The 19,640-nt window shown below is 71.1% G+C and carries 18 protein-coding genes; 6 read left to right on the forward strand and 12 right to left on the reverse strand.

All coding sequences use genetic code 11. From position 1 onward, the window contains the following. Positions 1-2: 2 nt before the first annotated feature. From HF576_RS07210 to HF576_RS07240, 7 genes are read right to left on the reverse strand one after another with little or no spacing between them, the layout of a single operon-like run. Entirely contained in the window at positions 3-1,427 is a 1,425-nt protein-coding gene (locus HF576_RS07210) for a pyridoxal phosphate-dependent decarboxylase family protein (RefSeq protein ID WP_240948787.1), read from the reverse strand. A gap of 41 nt (positions 1,428-1,468) precedes the next feature. Then, positions 1,469-2,251 (reverse strand): SseB family protein, encoded by a 783-nt coding sequence (locus tag HF576_RS07215; protein ID WP_168912148.1) that lies wholly within the window; start codon positions 2,249-2,251, stop codon positions 1,469-1,471. Next, positions 2,235-2,981, reverse strand: coding sequence for a bifunctional 1-(5-phosphoribosyl)-5-((5-phosphoribosylamino)methylideneamino)imidazole-4-carboxamide isomerase/phosphoribosylanthranilate isomerase PriA (priA, locus tag HF576_RS07220; RefSeq protein WP_168912149.1), 747 nt, complete (start codon positions 2,979-2,981; stop codon positions 2,235-2,237). Before priA ends, HF576_RS07215 begins: the two co-directional genes overlap by 17 nt. A gap of 54 nt (positions 2,982-3,035) precedes the next feature. Next, the gene (gene hisH / locus HF576_RS07225) at positions 3,036-3,695 is read right to left on the reverse strand and encodes an imidazole glycerol phosphate synthase subunit HisH (RefSeq protein WP_168912150.1); all 660 of its coding nucleotides are present in this window, start codon (positions 3,693-3,695) and stop codon (positions 3,036-3,038) included. After that, on the reverse strand, positions 3,692-4,300 hold the full coding sequence (gene hisB, locus HF576_RS07230; protein WP_168912151.1) for an imidazoleglycerol-phosphate dehydratase HisB: 609 nt from the start codon (positions 4,298-4,300) through the stop codon (positions 3,692-3,694). The genes hisH and hisB overlap by 4 nt, the downstream gene beginning before the upstream one ends. Continuing rightward, positions 4,297-5,391, reverse strand: coding sequence for a histidinol-phosphate transaminase (locus HF576_RS07235; RefSeq protein ID WP_205835054.1), 1,095 nt, complete (start codon positions 5,389-5,391; stop codon positions 4,297-4,299). Before HF576_RS07235 ends, hisB begins: the two co-directional genes overlap by 4 nt. Positions 5,392-5,439: 48 nt before the next feature. Then, complete coding sequence (locus HF576_RS07240) at positions 5,440-5,835, reverse strand: LysM peptidoglycan-binding domain-containing protein (protein WP_168912153.1); 396 nt, start codon at positions 5,833-5,835, stop codon at positions 5,440-5,442. 261 nt (positions 5,836-6,096) lie between these two features. Between HF576_RS07240 and lexA the strand changes: the two genes are divergently transcribed. Further along, positions 6,097-6,777, forward strand: a complete 681-nt coding sequence (gene lexA, locus HF576_RS07245) for a transcriptional repressor LexA (RefSeq protein WP_168912154.1) — start codon at positions 6,097-6,099, stop codon at positions 6,775-6,777. 73 nt (positions 6,778-6,850) lie between these two features. Further along, entirely contained in the window at positions 6,851-8,260 is a 1,410-nt protein-coding gene (locus HF576_RS07250) for a hypothetical protein (protein WP_168912155.1), read from the forward strand. Here HF576_RS07250 and metE read toward each other — a convergent pair. Next, entirely contained in the window at positions 8,257-10,611 is a 2,355-nt protein-coding gene (gene metE, locus HF576_RS07255) for a 5-methyltetrahydropteroyltriglutamate--homocysteine S-methyltransferase (RefSeq protein WP_168912156.1), read from the reverse strand. The genes HF576_RS07250 and metE overlap by 4 nt on opposite strands. Beyond that, complete coding sequence (locus HF576_RS07260) at positions 10,608-11,567, reverse strand: methylenetetrahydrofolate reductase (protein WP_168912157.1); 960 nt, start codon at positions 11,565-11,567, stop codon at positions 10,608-10,610. Before HF576_RS07260 ends, metE begins: the two co-directional genes overlap by 4 nt. 288 nt (positions 11,568-11,855) lie before the next feature. Between HF576_RS07260 and HF576_RS07265 the strand changes: the two genes are divergently transcribed. After that, positions 11,856-13,784, forward strand: coding sequence for a S9 family peptidase (locus HF576_RS07265; RefSeq protein ID WP_168912158.1), 1,929 nt, complete (start codon positions 11,856-11,858; stop codon positions 13,782-13,784). Between the two features lie 6 nt (positions 13,785-13,790). Here HF576_RS07265 and hflX read toward each other — a convergent pair whose 3' ends face one another. After that, complete coding sequence (hflX, locus tag HF576_RS07270; protein WP_168912159.1) at positions 13,791-15,308, reverse strand: GTPase HflX; 1,518 nt, start codon at positions 15,306-15,308, stop codon at positions 13,791-13,793. Positions 15,309-15,445: 137 nt separating this feature from the next. Between hflX and HF576_RS07275 the strand changes: the two genes are divergently transcribed. Continuing rightward, positions 15,446-16,093 (forward strand): class I SAM-dependent methyltransferase, encoded by a 648-nt coding sequence (locus HF576_RS07275; RefSeq protein ID WP_168912160.1) that lies wholly within the window; start codon positions 15,446-15,448, stop codon positions 16,091-16,093. Positions 16,094-16,135: 42 nt separating this feature from the next. Here the strand turns inward: HF576_RS07275 and dapF are convergent, their stop codons facing one another. Continuing rightward, entirely contained in the window at positions 16,136-17,023 is an 888-nt protein-coding gene (dapF, locus tag HF576_RS07280; protein WP_168912161.1) for a diaminopimelate epimerase, read from the reverse strand. 105 nt (positions 17,024-17,128) lie between these two features. On the opposite strand from dapF, the gene qcrB reads away from it, so the two are divergent. After that, on the forward strand, positions 17,129-18,724 hold the full coding sequence (qcrB, locus tag HF576_RS07285; protein WP_168912162.1) for a cytochrome bc1 complex cytochrome b subunit: 1,596 nt from the start codon (positions 17,129-17,131) through the stop codon (positions 18,722-18,724). On the opposite strand, the gene HF576_RS07290 is transcribed toward qcrB, so the two are convergent. Then, on the reverse strand, positions 18,703-19,098 hold the full coding sequence (locus HF576_RS07290) for a nuclear transport factor 2 family protein (protein ID WP_168912163.1): 396 nt from the start codon (positions 19,096-19,098) through the stop codon (positions 18,703-18,705). The genes qcrB and HF576_RS07290 overlap by 22 nt on opposite strands. Positions 19,099-19,126: 28 nt before the next feature. Here HF576_RS07290 and HF576_RS07295 point away from each other — a divergent pair, with 28 nt between their 5' ends. Then, positions 19,127-19,615, forward strand: coding sequence for a MarR family transcriptional regulator (locus HF576_RS07295; protein WP_168912164.1), 489 nt, complete (start codon positions 19,127-19,129; stop codon positions 19,613-19,615). Positions 19,616-19,640: the final 25 nt, after the last annotated feature.

Below are 19,640 nucleotides of genomic sequence, written 5' to 3' on the forward strand. Positions count from 1 at the left end.
AGTCAGCGGATGCCGACGGCGGCGGCGCCGCGCGCCACGGCGTCGACCGTGCGCCTCACCGCGTCGTCGTCGGTGCGGAAGTTGCTCACCGCGAACCGGACCACCGTCCGCCCCCGCCACGTCGACGAGGACGCCCACACCGTCCCCTCCTGACGCAGCCAGTCCCCCAGCGCTGCCGTGGCGCGATCGTCACCGGACGCGAGGCAGACCTGGGTGAACACCACGTCGTTGAACACCTCCAGCCCCGGGATCCCGCGGAATCCGTTCGCAAGCCCCGTGGCAGCGTCCGCCAGGCCCTCGACCAGATCAGCGACTCCGCGGCGGCCCAGCGACCGCAGCGCCGCCCACACCGGGACCCCGCGCGCCCGGCGTGAGAGCTCGGCGACGTGGTCGTAGGGGTCGGCGATGCTCGCCATCTCCGGGAGGTACGCCGCGTGCGCACCCAGGGACGCCGTCATCGCCGCCTCGTCGCGCACGATCGCGATGCCGCAGTCGTACGGGACGTTGAGGGTCTTGTGCGCGTCCGTGGCCCACGAGTCCGCGCCGTCGACTCCGGCGACCAGATGCCGCAGCCGTGGACTGGCGGCGGCCCACAGGCCGAACGCCCCGTCCACGTGCACCCACGCGTCGGCGGCGCGCGCCACCTCGATCGCAGTGGCGAACTCGTCGAACGCGCCCGAGTGGACGTCACCGGCCTGAAGCGCGACGACGGTCGGCGCATCGTCCTCGGCGAGGGCTCGGGCGAGTCCGGCCACGTCGATCCGTCCCTGGGCGTCGGCACCGACGGTGCGCGGCGCGCCGAGACCGGTGATGCGCCCGGCGAGCACCACCGAGGTGTGCACGGCGTCGCCCGCGAGGAAGCGGATGCCGCCCGACCGCGACAGTCCGTCGGCAGGGTCGTGGCCGCGCCGGCGCAGGACGGCGTCACGCGCCACGACCAGACACGAGAGGTTCGCGCTCGTCGCTCCGGTCGCGAAGCCCACGCCGCTGCCGTCCGGCAGGCCCAGCAGTTCGAGCAGCCACTGCGCGGCGACCTCCTCGACGGCCGCCGTCGCCGGTGTGGGCTGTCGCGACCCGGTGTTCTGGTCCCACGCCGATACCAGCCAGTCCGCGGCGAGTGCCGCGGGATATGCGCCGCCGATCACGAAGCCGTAGAAGCGCGGGGACCCCATCGCCATCAGGCCCGGCTCGCACGCGTCGGCCAGTTCCTGGACGACGGCTGCGGCATCCGTCCCCTCGTCGCCCAGACGGCGATCGAGCCGGTCCAGGACGCCGTCGACGTCGATGTCGGGCCGGACGGACCGCTCGTCGAGCGACTCGACCCACGCCAGCGCGCGTTCGTGTGCCACCTGCAGAGCGCGCCGGTACTGCTCTTGCCTGTCGTCGTGCGTGCTGTCGCCCATGAGCACCTCCGCCGTGCCGATCATCCGCCGCCACCCCTCGCGCCCGCAAGACCGGGTTCGCCGGCTCAGGCTGCCCGGACGAGCTTGACCGTCAGCGAGTCGACGAGCACCGCGATGCGATCATCGGCGGACCAGCGCTTGGCCAGCCGCGCGAGGACCGCGTCGAGTTCGGCCTGATCGAGCCCCTCCATGAGGTGCAGCCGGACGACGAGCTCCGGACCGCGCAGACGGGCGTCGGGGTCCCCCGCCTCGACCGTCAGGTCGATGACGGCCAGCTCGCCCCCGATGCTCTGGTGAAGCGCCGCGACGACCTCCGCCGACACATAGCTGGGCTCCCATGGCACCTCCTGGCCGATCGCCCACACCGCCGGGCGGCGGATGACGAACTCCGTGGGTGAACCCGGATCGACGACGATCAGGTCGGTGTCGTCCGCAGCTGCGGCCAGTGCCGTGCGGACGCCGTCGGCGGGCACCGGCCGTGCGGCGGCATCCCACCGTCCCATGGCGTCGACCGACGTGAACACCGGGAGCACCCGGCGGCCGTCCGGAGCCGCGACCGTGACGATGGACAGCTCCTGGGTCTTGTCGACCGTCAGCCCATGAGCGCCGGTGCCCTCATCGCCCTTCGCCGCCATGAGCGGGATGAGCAGGCGCGCTGCCCGGTAGGCGTCGACGACCTGCTGCTGACTGCCTGCGCCGTCCCGGAAGGCGGTCAGAGCCGCCAGCAGCGCGGGGTCGGCGGAGCCGTCGTCCGCGGTGTGCGGATTGGCGTGGAAGCTGCGCCCCGCCCAGGGCACTCCTGCCGAATCGGCGGAATGGTCGGGGTGCGGGTCAGTATCCGGCGACATCCAGCGCCTCGGCGAGCGTGAACGCGCCTGCGTAAAGCGCCTTGCCCACGATCGCCCCCTCCACGCCGAGCGGGACGAGGTCCCGCAGCGCGATGATGTCGTCGAGGTTCGACACACCCCCCGAAGCCACGATCGGCTTCGGCGTGCGTGTGGTCAGCTCGCGCAGCAGATCGAGGTTCGGGCCCTTGAGCGTCCCGTCCTTCGTGACGTCGGTGACGACGTACCGGCTGCAGCCCGCCTCCTCCAGGCGGTCGAGGACCGTCCACAGGTCGCCGCCCTCGCGAGTCCAGCCGCGGGCGGCGAGGGTGGTGCCCCGCACATCGAGCCCGACGGCGATGACGTCGCCGTAGCGACCGATGACATCCGCGGCCCATTCCGGGTTCTCCAGCGCCGCGGTGCCGAGATTGATGCGCGCGGCACCGCTCTCGAGCGCTGCCTCGAGCGTGCGGTCGTCGCGGATTCCGCCGGACAGCTCGACCTGGACGCCGCGCACCTGCTTGATCACCTTGCGCAGCGTGCCGGCGTTGCTGCCCCGGCCGAAGGCGGCGTCGAGGTCGACGAGGTGGATCCACTCCGCGCCCTGACGCGCGAAGTCGAGCGCGGCGTCGACGGGATCGCCGTAGTTGGTCTCGGTGCCCGCCTCCCCCTGGGTCAGGCGCACTGCCTTGCCGTCGGCGACGTCGACGGCGGGCAGGAGGACGAGCTTGGGGGTGGACGCGAAATCGTTCATGGCTCCTCGTGCGGGACAGTCACGAGAGCATGCGCTCCCGCGGACGGCACGATCTCAGAGAGTAGCCCCGCCGAGCCCTTCGATCCAATTGGAGAGCAGACGGATGCCGGCCGCCCCTGATTTCTCGGGGTGGAACTGCGTGGCCGACAGCGGCCCGTTCTCGACGGCGGCGAGGAACGGAGCACCGTAGGTGCACCATGTCAGCACGGGCTGCGGGAAGGGCGGCTGCACGTCGAGCAGCCACTTCTGCGCCGCGAACGAGTGCACGAAGTAGAACCGCTCCTGCTCGAGGCCGCGGAAGAGGCGTGAGCCCTCGCCCGCCTCCACCGTGTTCCAGCCCATGTGCGGCAGCACGGGCGCATCGAGTTCGGTCACGACGCCCGGCCACTCACCGAGTCCCTCGCTGTCGACGCCGCGCTCGACGCCGCGCTCGAAGAACACCTGCATGCCGACGCAGATGCCGAGCACCGGGCGACCACCTGCCAGGCGCCGCTCGATGAGCTCGTCTCCGCGGCTCGCGCGCAGTGCCTCGGCGACGGCGCGGAATGCTCCGACGCCGGGCACCAGGAGTCCATCGGCCTCCTGGATGAGGACCCGATCGCTCGTCAGGCGCGCGTCGGCGCCCGCGGCCACCAGTGCCTTGACGGCGGAATGGACGTTGCCCGAGCCGTAGTCGAGCACCGCGACCAGCGGCCGTCCGCCCTCATCCGTCACAGTGCGCCCTTCGTGCTCGGGATGCCCTCCACGAGGGGATCGAGTGCCTTCGCCTGCCGGAAGGCTCGGGCGAACGCCTTGTACTCCGCCTCGGCGATGTGGTGAGGATCGCGTCCCGAGAGCACCCGGACGTGGACGGTGAGCGCGGCGTTGAACGAGATGGCCTCGAACGTGTGTCGCACGAGCGATCCGGTGAAGTGCCCGCCGATGAGGTGGTGCTCGAACCCGGCGGGCTCGCCCTCGTGCACGAGATACGGGCGGCCGCTGATGTCGACGACCGCCTGAGCGAGCGCCTCGTCCAGCGGCACGAGCGCGTCGCCGTAGCGGGAGATCCCCGCCTTGTCTCCCAGCGCCTCGCGGATGGCCTGGCCCAGCACGATGGAGATGTCCTCGACGGTGTGGTGCGCGTCGATGTCGGTGTCGCCCGAGGCCCGCACCGTCAGATCGGTGAGCGAGTGCTTCGCGAACGCCGTGAGCATGTGGTCGAAGAACGGCACGGTCGTATCGATGCGGCTGCGTCCTGCGCCGTCGAGGTCGAGCTCGAGCTCGACGGTGGATTCGCTCGTCGCACGCCGCAGGGACGCCGTCCGGTGTGCTGCGCTCATGTCGCCGATCCTACCGAGGCGAGGGCGTCGAGGAACGCTGTCGTCTCGTCCTCGGTGCCCGCGGTCACGCGGAGGTGGTGAGGGATTCCCACGTCCCGGATGAGGACGCCCGCGTCGTACAGCGCGCGCCACGTCCGCGCGGGATCGGCGACCCCGCCGAACAGGACGAAGTTGGACCAGGACTCGTGCGGCGTGTAGCCGAGCGCCTCGACCGTCGCCGAGATGCGGTCGCGTTGCGCCACGATCTCGTCGACCATCCGCAGCATGACCGGCGCGTGGCGAAGAGCCGCCGTCGCCGCCGCCTGCGTGAGAGCGCTCAGGTGGTACGGCAGTCGGACCAGACGCAGTGCGTCGATCAGCGCCGGGTCGGCGGCGAGGTAGCCCACACGGGCACCGGCGAAGGCGAAGGCCTTGCTCATGGTGCGAGAGACGACCAGGCGCTCCCGCCCGGGGAGCAGCGTGAGCGCCGAGCGCTCGTCGTGCGGAGCGAACTCGTGGTAGGCCTCGTCGACGATGACGATGCCGCGCGATGCCTCGTACACCGCTTCGACGACATCGAGCCCGAGCGGCGTGCCCGTGGGGTTGTTCGGGGAGCAGAGGAAGACGACATCCGGCGCCGCCTCGTCGACCTGGGAGGCCGCGTCCTCAGGAGTGAGAGAGAAGTCCGCGGCGCGCGTGCCCGCCACCCAGGTCGCCCCCGTGCCACGAGTGAGCAACGGGTACATCGAGTAGGTGGGGCTGAATCCGAAGGCGGATCGGCCGGGACCGGCGAACGCCTGCAGCAGGTGCTGCAGTACCTCGTTGGATCCGTTCGCAGCCCAGATCTGATCGCGCGTGAGCCCGTGCCCGAGGTAGTCGGCGAAGCCTTCGCGCAGGGTGGTGAACTCCCGGTCGGGGTACCGGTTGACGTCACGGAGCGCCAGCGCGATGGAGTCGAGGATGTCGTCTGCGACCTCCTGCGGTACCGGATGCGTGTTCTCGTTGACGTTCAGCGCCACGGGGAGAGGCGCCTGCGGGGCGCCATACGGCGTCTGACCGACGAGATCGGCGCGCAAAGGGAGGTCTTCGAGACGTGCACTCACCCCTCCCATGCTACGGCCGGAGCTCCGGCACCGGAGCCGCGTGACGTGGGAGCAACCTCACCGCGACGGTGCGTACTCCGCGGGGATCGACAGGCTCTGCCCGACCTGGACCGTGACGTCGTTCAGCGCGTTCAAGCGGACGATGCCGTCGACGACGTCGCGGGGGTCATGGCCGGGCGCGACCTCCTCGGCGATCGACCAGAGCGATTCGCCGGAGCCCACCGTCACCGTGGTGAACGAGCCGGCCGGGGCGCCCGAGTCACGCGTGGCCAGAGCGGCGCCGCCACCGATGACGGCGAAGCTCAGGGCCACGACGGCGGGAAGGGCGGCGAGCACGGCCAGCACCCGCCGGCCGCGGACGGTCAGCCGCATACGGGTGGCGTGGCGCACGGCGTGGTCCGCCGCACGAGCCGGCGACGGGAGAACGGGCGACGAGATGCCGATCGCGGTCATGTCTGCTCCTCCTGTGGCGAGAGATTCGCATCCGCCACCCGGCCGGGGGCGGCGGATGCGAAGCTCTCTTCCGAACCTATCTTCGAGGTTGTACGATGTCAAGTGACGAAATCGCCCACACTCTCTCGAACGCGACACGCGGCACAGGTGCTGCGGCAGCGGGCGGATTGCGGATACGGTTTCGATACGAGAACCCCACCACGGGCCTCCGACATTCGAAGAAACTGCGCTCGGCGGCGAGCGCGAGACGGGAGCCGGAACATGAGCGACGCGACCGGACGCGACAAACCTCAGACGCGGCGGCGCAAGAGCCTCAGCGACAAGCAGATGGCGATCCTCGAGGTCATCCAGCGCTCGATCGCGCGGCACGGCTACCCGCCGAGCATGCGAGAGATCGGCGATGCGGTCGGACTGAAGTCGCTCTCCAGCGTCACTCACCAGCTGAACCAGCTCGAGCTGAGCGGCTATCTCCGACGCGACGCCGGCAAGACCCGTGCCATGGAGGTCCTCATAGATCTCCCGGGGACCGCGACCGAGAACCCCGCCGACAGTGGCCCCGCCGTCGGCGATGCAGCGCTGGTGCCCCTGGTGGGGCGCATCGCCGCGGGCGTGCCGATCACGGCCGAGCAGCAGGTCGAGGAGATCTTCCCGCTCCCCCGTCAGCTGGTCGGCAAGGGCGAGCTGTTCATGCTGCGTGTGTCGGGCGAGTCGATGATCGACGCCGCGATCTGCGACGGCGACTGGGTGGTGGCTCGTGCGCAGGCCACCGCCGAGAACGGTGACATCGTCGCGGCGATGCTCGACGGCGAGGCGACGGTCAAGACGTTCCGCCAGCGCGACGGCCACACGTGGCTGCTCCCGCGCAACTCGGCGTTCGAGCCGATCCTCGGCGACGAGGCCACCGTGCTGGGCAAGGTCGTCGCGGTCCTTCGCGCCGTCTGACTCGGCCGCCGCTGAGCGCGGTCATGCGTGTCGGGTGATGTCGTGTCGGCCGCCTTTCCGACAGAATGACGCCATGACCGACAGCGGCACCGGCACGTCAGACACACAGATCCTCGCCGAGCGGGTACGTGAGCTCGAGGCCGAGAACGCCCGTTTGGCGGCCGCATCCCCCACCCGCGAACGTCCGTCCGGTGGCCGCTGGCGCGCCGTCGTCTCGGCGATCTGCATCGTCGTCGCGGCGATCCTGGTGCCGGTGTCGATCGTGGGCGCATGGGCGCGCGTGCAGCTCGTCGAAGAAGAGGCGTTCGTCGCGACCCTCGCGCCACTGGTCGACGACCCGGCCGTCCAGGCGATGATCATCGACGAGTCGATGGAGGCCATCAGCGCCCAGGTCGACTTCGACGACGTCACGGCCCGCGTCTTCGACGGCATCGCCGAGCTCGGTCTGCCGCCGCGTGCCGCCGACGCACTCGAGCTGCTGCAGGCTCCCGCCGCGAGCGGTCTGGAGAGCCTCGTCGGCACCACGGTGACCCGCGTGGTGGAGTCGGAGGCCTTCGCCGACGTGTGGGCCACCACGACGCGTGCCGCGCATCGCGCGCTGACACTCGCTGCCACCTCCGACGGCGGCGGCCTCGTCGTGCGCACCGACGACGGCGTGGGGATCCAGCTCGGCGCCATCGTCGAGCGCGTCAAGCAGAACCTCGTTGACCGCGGGCTCGGCGTGGCTCAGCTGATCCCCGACATCGACCGCGTCGTCATCATCGGCGAAGGGAACAACCTCGCGATGGTCCGCGCCGGCTACGCGCTGACGGCGACCCTCGGCTGGTGGCTCCCCTTCGTCACCCTCGGACTGTTCGCACTGGGCATCCTCATCGCCCGGCGGCGGAGCACCGCGATCCTCGGCACCGGTCTGGCCCTCGCGATCGGCGGCGGTGCGCTGGCGGTGAGCCGGACCGTCGGCTCCGCGGCGATGGGCATCGTCGCCGGAGACCTCGGGCTGTCGCCGTCCGCTCTCGATGTGATCTACGGGCGCCTCGTGGACGGGATGACGCAGACCGCGCTGGTCCTGGCGCTGCTGGGGGTCTTCGTCGCCGTGCTGGGCTGGGTGATGGGGGGCTCGGGTGCCGCCCGCGGCCTGCGCCGCGCCGTCAGCGGGCTCAACTCCTCGGCGCGCCGACAGCTCGCCTCTCGCGGCCTCGACACCGGCGGTTTCGGCGGCTGGCTCGCCCGCCAGAAGATCCTCGTGCGCACTCTCGTCGCCGTACTGGCGGTGCTTTGGCTCTTCGCCCTCCGGCCGCTGTCCGGCGGCGACATCGTCCTGGTGTTCGTCGTGGCATTCGTGGTGGCCTGGATCCTCGAGCTGCTCCAGCGCCGCGACGATGAGCAGGTCGCCGCCGAGACCGTGGAGTCGCAGCGGGAGGATGCCGCGGCTGATGTGGCCGCGGCATCCTCCCCCGCTCCATCGCCCGGAGCGCAGGCCTAGGCGCGAGCCGCGACCGCAGCGCGTGCAGTCCGCGTGGCCTCGACGAGGTGCCGCAGCGACGCGACCGTCTCCGGGTAGCCCCGGGTCTTCAGACCGCAGTCCGGATTGACCCACACGCGGCGCACAGGCAGTTCGTCGACAGCGCGTTCGAGCAGCTCCGTCACCTCTTCGACGGACGGCACCCGCGGCGAGTGGATGTCCCACACGCCCGGACCGACGGCCAGTGCGAAGCCGGACGCCGCGATATCGTCGATGACCTCGCCACGACTGCGGGCGGCCTCGATCGAGGTGACGTCGGCGTCGAGCGCGGCGATCGCGTCGATGACGACGTCGAACTCGGAGTAGCACAGGTGCGTGTGCACCTGTGTCGCCGTCGCCGCGCCGGCTGTCGCGAGCCGGAAGGAACGCACCGACCACTCCAGGTATCCGGGCTGATCGCCGCGCTTGAGCGGCAGCAGCTCCCGCAGCGCGGGCTCGTCGACCTGGATCACGCGGATGCCGGCGCGCTCCAGATCCGAGATCTCAAAACGCAGGGCCAGTGCGACCTGGTCGGCCGTCTCACCCAAGGGCTGGTCGTCGCGCACGTACGACCACGCAAGGATCGTGACGGGTCCGGTGAGCATCCCCTTCATCGGCTTTTCGGTGAGGGACTGCGCGAACGTCGACCACTCGACGGTGATCGGCGCCGGCCGGGAGACATCGCCCCACAGGATCGAGGGACGTGTCGCGCGTGAGCCGTACGACTGCACCCAGCCGTGTCGCGTCACGGCGAATCCCTCGAGATGCTCTGCGAAGTACTGCACCATGTCGTTGCGCTCCGGTTCGCCGTGCACGAGCACGTCGAGCCCGATGTCCTCCTGCAGCGCCACGACGCGAGCGATCTCGTCCCTCAGGAACTGCTCGTAGTCCTCGGTCGAGGACTGACCCGCGACGTGACGGGCCCGCGCACGGCGGATCTCGTCGGTCTGCGGGAACGACCCGATCGTGGTCGTCGGCAGGATCGGCAGCCCGAGTGCGGCCTCCTGCGCGGCGACGCGCGCGTCGTAGTCGCCCCGTTCGGCGTCGGCCGGCGTCAGGCGCTCGATCCGCCCGCGAACGAGCCCGTCCCGCACCCCGGGCGCGCTCCGCCGGTCGGCGAGGGCGGCGGATGCGTCCGCCAGCGGCTGCTCGATGGCCCGGCGACCCTCGGTCAGGCCCGTGGCGAGCGTTGCGACCTGCGCCGTCTTCTGGTCGGCGAACGCGAGCCACGACGCCAGCCTCGGATCCAGGTCGGGCTCGTCGTCGACGTCGTGCGGCACGTGCTGGAGCGACGCCGACGTGCCCGCCGCGACCGCCGCCGAGCCGAGCGTCTGCAACGAGGCGAGAGCGTCCCACGCGGACGCCAGGTCGCCGCGCCACACGTTGCGTCCGTCGATCACGCCACCGACGAGTGTCTTGGACTGCAGGCCGGCCGCGGCCACGGGAACCGCCCCGCGTACGAGGTCCAGGGCGAGCGCCTCGACGGGTGCCGAGGCAAGCACCGACCAAGCCCGCTCCGACAGCTGAGCGTAGGGCGCGGCGACGAGGATGGCCGGGCGGTCCACCGCCGCACCGAGCACGGCGTACGCGCGCTCCGCGGCTGCAGCCAACGCGCTCGGCGTCGCGGGCAGGCTCTCACTGACCAGTGCGGGCTCGTCGAGCTGGACCCATTCGGCTCCCGCGGCCCTCAGGGACGCCAGCAGCTCGGCGTACACCGGCAGTACATCGTCGAGGCGGGAGAGCGGATCGAAGCCCTCACCGGCAGCATCCGTCGGCTTCGCGAGTGCGAGCAGCGTGACCGGACCGACCACGACGGGACGGACGGTGTAACCGTCGGCACGTGCCTCTGCGACCTGACGCACGAGACGGTCGCTCGCCAGGTCGAACCGCGTCTCGGGTCCGATCTCGGGGACGAGGTAGTGGTAGTTCGTGTCGAACCACTTCGTCATCTCGAGCGGAGCGTGCGCGCCGGTGCCGCGTGCGGCCGCGAAGTACGCCTCCAGCCCGATGGTGCCGTCCGCCGCGCGCAATCCGGCGAAGCGTTCCGGGAGAGCTCCGACCGTCACGGCGGCGTCGAGCACCTGATCGTAGAACGAGAACGACTCGGGGATCGACGAGTCGAGTCGACCGAGCCCCCGCTCGACCAGGCGAGCCCGCGTGGCCCGGCGCAGTGCCGTCGCGGCCCGCTCGAGGGAGTCCGTGTCGAGGGCTCCCGACCAGTGCGCCTCGAGGGCACGCTTGAGTTCGCGTCGCCGGCCGATGCGCGGATAGCCGAGGATCGTGCCCCTCGGGAACGTGGGTCGGGGCTCGGGGTTCGGGGTCGTGTCGGTCATCGTGCGGCCTCCTTCTGGCGGGGGTGGGCGAGGATCCCGGCGTCGCGAAGCACCGCGAGCACCGTGTCGTGGTTGTTGAAGGCGTAGAGGTGCACGCCAGGCGCGCCGCCGGCGACGACCTCGCGGGCGAGCTGTGCGGCATAGGCGATGCCGACCTCGCGCTGACCCTCGGGCGTCGGCTCGACCTCGAGCCCGATCGCGAGCTGCGCGGGGAACGGCTCGCCGGTGAGCTCGAGCACCCGGCGCAGCCGACCCGGCGCCGTGACCGGCATGATGCCGGGCAGGATCGGGATGGTCACGCCCGCCTCGCGCGCACGCTGCACGAATGACAGGTAGTCGTCTGCGTGGAAGAACAGTTGCGAGACGGCCAGCGTCGCGCCGGCGGCCTCCTTCGCGAGGAGGGCGTCGAGGTGCTCGGACGCGTGGCGGGATCGCGGATGCCCGTTGGGGAACGCGGCGACGGCGATGTCGACCCGGCGACGCCGCTCCACGCGCGCCGCGCCGGGAACGCCGGGGATCGGCGCCTCGGTGTATGGCGCCCGCTCGGCCTGCACGCGGTCGATGAGCTGCACGAGCTGCGCCGCGCTCTCCAGGTCGCCGAGGAACGCGTCGTCCTCGGAGAGACCTGCCGGCGGATCGCCCCGGAGCGCGAGGAAGCTCGTGATGCCGGCATCCAGGAACTCCCGGATCAGCGCTCCGGCGCCGGCGTAGGTGTTGCCGACGCAGGTCAGGTGGGCGAGCGGCTCGACGTGGGTCTCGCGAAGGATGTGCGTGAGCAGGGCGAGCGATCGTCCGCCCGTTGAACCGCCGGCGCCGTACGTCACCGAGATGAAGCGGGGATCCACGGCAGCCAGATGGCGGATGGTCTCGTGCAGTGCGGGGAAGCCTGCCTCGGATCGAGGCGGGTACACCTCGAACGAGACCGGCACGGGTGGAGTGCGCAGATCGATCGGCATTTCGAGCTTCTCGGGATCAGGGGCGGACGGCGGCCGGGCGGCCGTGGCACCGGACATCCGCCGGATCGGCGGATCGGTGTCACACGGGCGGGTGCCGGGCTCGGCTGTCGCTCCTGCCCGGTTCCCGATGAACGGGGCATCCTTGCGGACGGCCGGGCGACGATTGGTCCACGGTAGCGGCGCGCCAGGGCCGACTCCGCTCCTGTGTCGTACTGTTTCGCGACGCCGTGCGCGAAGGGGGCGGCTCGACTGCTCGATGACGCCGACGTTCGGCCGTAGCGTGGAGGCATGACGACGCCTTCCGGCCATCCGCTCCCGTACGGCTCCTGGCCGTCTCCGATCACCGCCGCCGATGTCGCCGCCGCCTCGCCGCGACTCGAGGGCGCGCGCTTCGTGGGCGACGAGGTGTGGTGGGGCGAGACGGTGCCCCAAGAGGCAGGGCGCACCGCGGTCCGGCGGAGGACGGCATCCGGAATCGTCGAAGACGTCATCGGTGAACCGTGGAGCGCGCGCTCACGCGTCCACGAGTACGGCGGCGGCTCGTGGACCGCCACGGCGGCCGGGGTGCTGTTCTTCGTCGAGAAGACCGACCAGCGGGTCTGGCGGCTCGATCCATCCGGCCGTCCGCAGCCGCTGACGGCTGCGGACGGCGACGTGCGGTTCGGAGGGCTGACGTGGCAGCGGGGGCGCCTGCTCGCCGTGCGTGAAGCCCACCGGCTCGCCGGTACACCGAGGCGGGACATCGTCGAGATCCCGCTGGACGGACGAGGGTCGACGGATGCCGCTGCCCTGCGTTCGGTCGTATCCGGCAGCGACTTCGTCGCCCATCCCGCGCTCTCACCGGACGGCACCCGACTCGCGTGGATCGCGTGGGATCACCCCGATATGGCGTGGGACCGTGCCGAACTGCGGGTCGGGCGACTTGCCGACGGAATCGTCAGCGAGTGGTCGGCTGTGGCAGGCGGCGCGAGCTCTCCCCTGCAGCCGGAGTGGCTCCATGACGACGAAATCCTCTACAGCGACGACCCGACCGGCAGATGGAACCTGTGGCGCCGGGCTTCGAGCGGGCACGCCGACCTCGCGGCGCCGGCGGACGCCGACACGGGAGGCCCGCTGTGGGTGCTCGGCACACGCTGGTTCGGCGTTCTGGACGACGGGCGCATCGTCGCCGTCCGCACCGACGGCGCCGACGAGCTCGTCGTGATCGATCCAGACGGCGCCGAGCGCACCGTCGCGGTGGATCCGGTGACGCGGATGTCGGTCGAGGATGTCCGGGGATCGCGGATCCTGCTCTCGGGGGCCGGACGCACCGGCGCCGGTCTATGGGAGGTCGACGTCGACTCCCCCGAGGACGCGCGAGTACACGTGGGCGGCTCATCGCCATGGGGCGCGGAATGGATGCCGCGTGCCCGGCCGATCACGGTGACGGGGCCGCACGGACCGGTGCACGCATTCGACTACCCTCCGACCAACCCGCTCACGCAGGCGCCGGAGGGCGAACGGCCTCCGTATGCGGTGTTCGTGCACGGCGGGCCCACCGACCACGTCGGGGGCGCCGCATCCGGGCGCATCGCCTACTTCACCAGCCGAGGGATCGGTGTGCTCGACGTCAACTACGGTGGATCCAGCGGGTACGGCCGTGCCTACCGCGAGCGCCTGCTCGGGCAGTGGGGCATCGTCGACGTCGATGACGTGATCGCCGCAGCCGACGGGCTGGCCGACGCGGGGCTCGCCGACGGCTCACGGCTCGCGATCGCCGGCGGGTCCGCGGGCGGCTGGACCGTGCTGTGCGCCGTCACCCGGCCGGGAGCCTTCGCGGCGGGCATCAGCCGCTACGGCGTCGCCGACCTGCGGCGTCTGGCGGCGGACACCCACGACTTCGAGGCGAACTACCTCGACGGGCTGGTCGGCCCGCTGCCCGAGGCCGAGGCGGTGTACATCGAGCGGTCCCCGCTGTCACACCTGGATCGGCTGCGCACGCCGCTGCTCATCGAGCAGGGGCTCGATGACCTCGTCGTCCCGCCTTCGCAGTCCGAAGCCGTGCGCGACGCTCTCGCCGCCAACGGCGTGCCCCACGCCTACCTCGCGTTCGAAGGCGAGGGGCACGGGTTCCGCCGCGCGGAGACCGTCATCCGTACGCTCGAGGCCGAACTGGCGTTCCTCGGCGAGATCTTCGGGTTCGAGACGCCGGGGGTCCCGGCGCTCGAACTCGAATAGCCCGGGTCAGCGGACGAACGGGGCCAGACGCGACGCGAGATGCTCCCCCACACGCGCATGCACCGCGGTTCCGCCCTCCTCGTGCTGCTGAGACAGGATGATGCCCTGCTCATGGATCGCCGACACGAGGTCGCCGCGGTCGTAGGGCACGAGCGCTTCGATCTCGACAGCCGGGAGCGGCAGCGCCGCCTCGATGGCCCCACGGAGCTCGTCGATGCCCTCACCGGAGCGCGACGAGGCGAAGACGGCCTTGGGCTCGAGTCCCCGCAGCACCAGCCGCGTGTCGTCGTCGACGAGATCGGCCTTGTTGAAGACCACGAGCTCGGGGATGTCGCGCGCGCCCACGTCGCCGATCACATCGCGCACCGTCGCCAGCTGGGCGGCCGGATCAGGGTGCGAAGCGTCCACCACGTGCAGGATGACGTCCGAGTCGGCGACCTCCTCGAGTGTCGAGCGGAAGGCCTCGACGAGCTGGTGAGGAAGGTTGCGCACGAATCCCACCGTGTCGGTCAGCGTGTACACGCGACCGTCGGTCGTTTCTGAGCGTCGCACCGTGGCATCCAGCGTCGCGAACAGCGCGTTCTCGACGAGCACGCCGGCGCTGGTGAGCCGGTTGAGCAGACTGGACTTGCCCGCGTTGGTGTATCCGGCGATCGCGACCGAGGGGATCGTGTTGCGCTTGCGCTCGGCCCGCTTGGCCTCGCGCGCGGGTGCGTAGTCACGGATCTGACGGCGCAGCTGCGCCATCTTCGTGCGGATCCGGCGACGATCGAGTTCGATCTTGGTCTCACCGGGGCCACGCGAGCCCATACCGGCGCCGCCCGCGCCGACCTGTCCACCCGCCTGCCGGCTCATCGACTCGCCCCAGCCACGCAGGCGAGGCAGGAGGTACTCGAGCTGCGCCAGCTCGACCTGGGCCTTGCCTTCGCGGCTCTTGGCGTGCTGGCTGAAGATGTCGAGGATGACGGTGGTGCGGTCGATGACCTTCACCTTCACGACGTCTTCGAGCGCGCGTCGCTGACTGGGCGCCAGCTCGGTGTCGGCGATCACGGTGTCGGCGCCGACGGCGGCGACGATGTCGCGCAGCTCTTCGGCCTTGCCGCGTCCGACGTACGTCGCCGGGTCCGGGTGCGGACGCCGCTGCAGCACGCCGTCCAGCACGACGGCGCCTGCTGTCTCGGCGAGTGCCGCGAGCTCACGAAGCGAGTTCTCGGCGTCCTCGGTGTCGCCCTGGGCGTGCACGCCCACGAGCACGACGTTCTCGAGCCGCAGCTGCCGGTACTCGACCTCGGTGACGTCCTCGAGCTCGGTCGACAGTCCAGGCACCCGGCGCAGCGCGGCCCGCTCTTCGCGGTCCCACTGCTCGCCGTCCGTGTCGGTGCGACCGATGGTCGCCTCGTCCTGCAGCGCCTGCGCGGCGCCGAAGACATGCACCCCCGAGCGCGCCTCAGCGCGCGCCAGCACACGATCCACCGGGTCCTCCAGCGTCTCTTCCGTGCTTCGGGGGGTTGTCGTATCCGTCATGTGTTCCTTTCGGGAAGCTCCGTCCGCCCGATCGGCCGGTGGAGCATCCGTGAATTCTAGTCCTGCTGGGTGGAGCCGGTCCCAGAGCGGCGAGACACGCTCCCCCTCGGCAACGTCCTCCGCTAGGCTCGTCAGCCATGGGGAGCGAACACTACTTCAGTGCTTCCCCCGCCAGTCCCGAGAATCTGCGGCGCATCCGGGTCAGGCTCGCCGGCCGCGAACTCGAACTGACGACTGCCGGCGGGGTCTTCAGCCCAGACCACCTCGACACGGGCACCCAGGTGCTGCTGTCGAACACACCCCCGCCTCCGCCGGGTGGCGATCTGCTCGACCTGGGCTGCGGCTGGGGCCCGATCGCCCTCAGCCTCGCGCTCGATGCCCCCCACACCACGGTCTGGGCGGTCGACGTCAACGAGCGCGCCCTCGACCTCGTTCGTCGCAACGCGGAGGCGCTCGGCCTCGACAATGTCAACGCGTCTCTGCCCGACGATGTTCCCGAGGAGGTGCGGTTCCGCACGATCCGCTCGAACCCGCCGATCCGCGTCGGCAAGCACGAACTGCACGGCCTGCTCGAGCGCTGGATCCCCCGCCTCGACGAGCGCTCGGACGCGTGGCTCGTGGTGCAGCGCAATCTCGGCTCCGACTCGCTGCAGCGCTGGCTGGCGGCAACGTTCGACCGCGGGTACAGCGTGCATCGCGCCGCGACGGGCCGGGGGTTCCGGGTGCTGCGAGTGCGACGTCACGGGTCTCCGCCGAGCGAGCCGATCGCGCTGCCCGAGGTCTGACGCCGCGCTGCCTTCCCACGGCGCCGCCTTTCACCGGTGCGCTCAGGCGAGCGTGACCTCGCCCGAGTACACCAGCGTCGCAGGGCCTGACAGCAGCACGTGACGCTCGCCGTCGACCTCCGGCATCCGCACGCCCAGCGTCCCGCCGGGAACGTCGACCGCCCAGTGATCGGGAGCCGCCGGGCCCGCCCAGTGCCGCACCGCCAGCGCCGCGGCGGCGACGCCGGTGCCACAGCTGAGAGTCTCACCGACGCCTCGTTCGAAGACCCGCATGCGGATCGCGCCGACGCCGTCTCGCACGAGCGGATCGGCGGGAACGACGAACTCGACGTTGGCGCCCTGCGCCGGCTCGGGGTGCAGTTGCGGCTGCGCCGTCAGGTCGAGCCCGTCGAGCTCTCGCGTGTCGGGCAGCGCGACGACGACGTGCGGATTGCCGACGTCGATCCCCAGACCCGGGCGAGGTGCGCCGATCCCCCGCGCCCGCACCAGCACGTCGGCGTCGTCCACGCGCCACGGCCCGAGGTCGACCTCGAGTCCGAGCTCACTGCGGGTGACCGTCTTCACTCCGGCGCGCGTGCCGATGGCGAGCGGCCCGTCGTCGAGCGAAGCCCAGCCGACCTCGGCGAGATAGCGCGCGAAGACGCGGATCCCGTTGCCGCACATCTCGGCCGCCGAACCGTCGGCGTTGCGGTAGTCCATGAACCATTCCACGGGGCCGGATGACGACTCGGATGCCGTCAACTCGACACCTTCGTCGATCGCGTTCGTTCGCACCACGCGCAGGATGCCGTCGGCCCCGATGCCGAATCGACGGTCGCACAGCACGGCGACCTGATCGTCGGAGAGCTCGAGCGAGCCGTCGGGGTCGGGCACGATCACGAAGTCGTTGCCCGTGCCGTGACCTTTCGTGAACGAGACGGTCTGCGGCATGCCTCCAGTCTAGAGGCGGGCCGCGAAGCAGGCCCGCGATGCGATGCCTGTCACATTCGCCCCGGCAACGGTGTCGTATGTGTGAACCCTCACGAGGAGGCTGTCATGCGCAGCATCGCACACCCCGCCAGGCCGACGGCTGACGAACGTCACCGCTCGGTCACGGATCGCCTTGCCGAGCGGATCGGCAACGCGCAGGTCTTCGGGCACCGCGTCGCCGACGTCTGGGACCGACTGCGGCAGCGGCGGGTACCGAGTCACTGGACCAACCTGTTCGGCATCGTCACCGCCGCCTGCATCGCGGTGATCGTGGTAACCGGGATCTGGCTCATGGTCTTCTACGTCCCGTCGAGCGAGCCCACGACCTACACCGGATCATATGCGCCGCTCCACGGCGCCACGGTCTCGAAGGCGTACGCCTCGACGATGCTGATCACGTTCGACGTCCCCGGCGGCCGACTCATCCGTCAGGCGCACCACTGGGCGGCATTGCTCCTTCCCGCTGCGATCGTCCTGCAACTGGTGACGACGTTCTTCACGGGAGCATTCCGCCGTCCGCGGCGCGCGATGTGGGTGATCCTGGTCCTGGTGTTCTTCGCGGCCCTCGCCGGCGGATGGAGTGGCTATGCGCTCCCCGACGACATGCTCTCGGGAACGGGGCTGCGCATCGTCGAGGGCATCGTGCTCGGCATCCCCTTCGTCGGCACCTGGATGGCCTCGCTCCTCTTCGGAGGCTCGTTCCCCGGACGGATCATCGAGAACCTCTATCCCCTGCACATCGTGGTCTTCACGGGCGCGCTGCTCGTCCTCGTCGTCGTGCGGGCCGTCATGGCGTGGCGCCAGGGTCCGCCCCAGTTCCCGGGTCGGGGACGCACGGAGCAGAACATCGTGGGGATTCCGCTCCTGCCGACCGCGGCGGTCCGCGGTGGCGGGCTGTTCCTCCTCGTCAGCGCCCTGCTCGTGCTCATCTCGGCGACCGTCGTGGTCAGCCCGGTGTGGCTGTATGGACCCGGCGACCCCGGCAACGCCGGCGCGGGCAGCCAGCCGGACTGGTACACCGGCTTCCTCGACGGCGCGCTGCGCCTGGTGCCGCCCGGATGGGAGATCGTGTGGCTCGATCGCACGTGGACGCTCGCGGTCCTGGCTCCCCTGGCGGTGATCGGCCTCTTCTTCGCCGTCGTGGCGACCTACCCGTTCCTCGAGGAGTGGGTGACCGGCGACCGCCGGGAGCACCACCTCCTCGACCGACCGCGGGCGTCGGCGACGCGCACCGGCATCGGCGTGGCCGGCCTGATCTTCGCCGGCGTGCTGTGGGCCGCGGGCGGGGCCGACATCATCGCCACCGCGTTCTCACTCAGCATCGAGGGCGTCATCGGGACGCTGCAGGCGGCGCTCGTCGTCGGTCCGCTGATCGGATGCACGGTCGCCCAGCGAGTATGCCTGGGCCTTCAGCGCAAGGACCGCGATCTGCTCGAGCACGGCTTCGAGACCGGCCGCATCGTCCGCCTGCCCGGCGGCGAGTACGTCGAGGTGCACCAGCCGCTCGACGAGACGCAGCGGGCCCGTCTGGCATTGCCCGAACGCACTCCCCGCCGCGCTCGCGGGATCGCGCGGACGCGTGCGGGGGTGACGGGGGGCGCGGCCCGCGCGGTCACGGGCCCGACGACGGCACGCGGCCCTCAGAGCGAGAAGGGCTCGTAGCAGTCGTACGTGATGTGCTCGACGATGAGGCCGTCGCGCACGCGCACGAAGCCGGCCATGTGGGCCACGATGCGAGTGGTTCCGATCTCGCCCTCCCATCGCGATCGCACCACGGCGCGATCGGCCATCACGAGGATCTCTTCGATGTCGATCCGCTGTGCGGTCAGCCGCGCCTTTCCGGCCGCGAACCCGGCGCGGGTCGCCTCGAGGTCGCGAGTGGCCCCGCCCGGCGAGATCGGGTTGGGAAGCTCCCGGAACACGGCGTCCGGCGCGGCCACGGAATCGAGATCCGCGACGGACGAGCCCAAGTCGGCCACGATGCCGAAGTAGCGACGGACGAGCTGTTCCGTGTCGTCATGGGTGGTGGTTGCCATGCGTGAAATAATACACAACCATAGTTGTGTGAATGAAGCCCTCCCCGCGCCGACCGTCATCGACCTCCTCTCGATCGCCGGCGGCGCCGTCGATCGGCACGTGCTCGCGTCGCTGCGCGCGTCCGGCTTCGAGGGATTGACCGTCCGCCACGGGTATGTGTTCCAGCGCCTCCTGACCTCCCCGCAGAGCGTGACGGAACTGGCACAGGCTCTCGGCGTGAGCCAGCAGGCGATGTCGAAGACAGTCGCCGAATTGGCAGGCAACGGCTACCTCGACGTCACCGCCGACGCCCAGGACGGGCGTCGTCGCACGCTCACGCTCACCCGTCGCGCGCGGGCGGCTGTCGACGCCGCGCGGAACGCCCGCGGTCAGCTTCTCAGCGCGCTGATCGGCCGCGCGGGTCAGGAGGCCGTGGGCGAGACCAGCCTGGTGCTGCGTGCGCTCCTCCTGGAGCTCGGCCTTACGGCCCAGGTCGAGGCACGGACGGTTCGCGATCCCCAGGGAGACGCCGACTGAGGGTGCCGCCCGGCGGGGAAAGCAG

Source organism: Microbacterium salsuginis, assembly GCF_012524205.1.
Lineage (GTDB): Bacteria > Actinomycetota > Actinomycetes > Actinomycetales > Microbacteriaceae > Microbacterium > Microbacterium salsuginis.

Excerpts from the sequence above, each read along its gene's own strand:
- HF576_RS07210 (WP_240948787.1), bottom strand. The coding sequence starts at position 1,427 with ATGATCGGCACGGCGGAGGTGCTCATGGGCGACAGCACGCACGACGAC.
- HF576_RS07215 (WP_168912148.1), bottom strand. The coding sequence starts at position 2,251 with ATGTCGCCGGATACTGACCCGCACCCCGACCATTCCGCCGATTCGGCA.
- priA (WP_168912149.1), bottom strand. The coding sequence starts at position 2,981 with ATGAACGATTTCGCGTCCACCCCCAAGCTCGTCCTCCTGCCCGCCGTC.
- hisB (WP_168912151.1), bottom strand. The coding sequence starts at position 4,300 with ATGAGCGCAGCACACCGGACGGCGTCCCTGCGGCGTGCGACGAGCGAA.
- HF576_RS07235 (WP_205835054.1), bottom strand. The coding sequence starts at position 5,391 with ATGGGAGGGGTGAGTGCACGTCTCGAAGACCTCCCTTTGCGCGCCGAT.
- HF576_RS07240 (WP_168912153.1), bottom strand. The coding sequence starts at position 5,835 with ATGACCGCGATCGGCATCTCGTCGCCCGTTCTCCCGTCGCCGGCTCGT.
- lexA (WP_168912154.1), top strand. The coding sequence starts at position 6,097 with ATGAGCGACGCGACCGGACGCGACAAACCTCAGACGCGGCGGCGCAAG.
- HF576_RS07250 (WP_168912155.1), top strand. The coding sequence starts at position 6,851 with ATGACCGACAGCGGCACCGGCACGTCAGACACACAGATCCTCGCCGAG.
- metE (WP_168912156.1), bottom strand. The coding sequence starts at position 10,611 with ATGACCGACACGACCCCGAACCCCGAGCCCCGACCCACGTTCCCGAGG.
- HF576_RS07260 (WP_168912157.1), bottom strand. The coding sequence starts at position 11,567 with ATGCCGATCGATCTGCGCACTCCACCCGTGCCGGTCTCGTTCGAGGTG.
- HF576_RS07265 (WP_168912158.1), top strand. The coding sequence starts at position 11,856 with ATGACGACGCCTTCCGGCCATCCGCTCCCGTACGGCTCCTGGCCGTCT.
- hflX (WP_168912159.1), bottom strand. The coding sequence starts at position 15,308 with ATGACGGATACGACAACCCCCCGAAGCACGGAAGAGACGCTGGAGGAC.
- HF576_RS07275 (WP_168912160.1), top strand. The coding sequence starts at position 15,446 with ATGGGGAGCGAACACTACTTCAGTGCTTCCCCCGCCAGTCCCGAGAAT.
- dapF (WP_168912161.1), bottom strand. The coding sequence starts at position 17,023 with ATGCCGCAGACCGTCTCGTTCACGAAAGGTCACGGCACGGGCAACGAC.
- qcrB (WP_168912162.1), top strand. The coding sequence starts at position 17,129 with ATGCGCAGCATCGCACACCCCGCCAGGCCGACGGCTGACGAACGTCAC.
- HF576_RS07290 (WP_168912163.1), bottom strand. The coding sequence starts at position 19,098 with ATGGCAACCACCACCCATGACGACACGGAACAGCTCGTCCGTCGCTAC.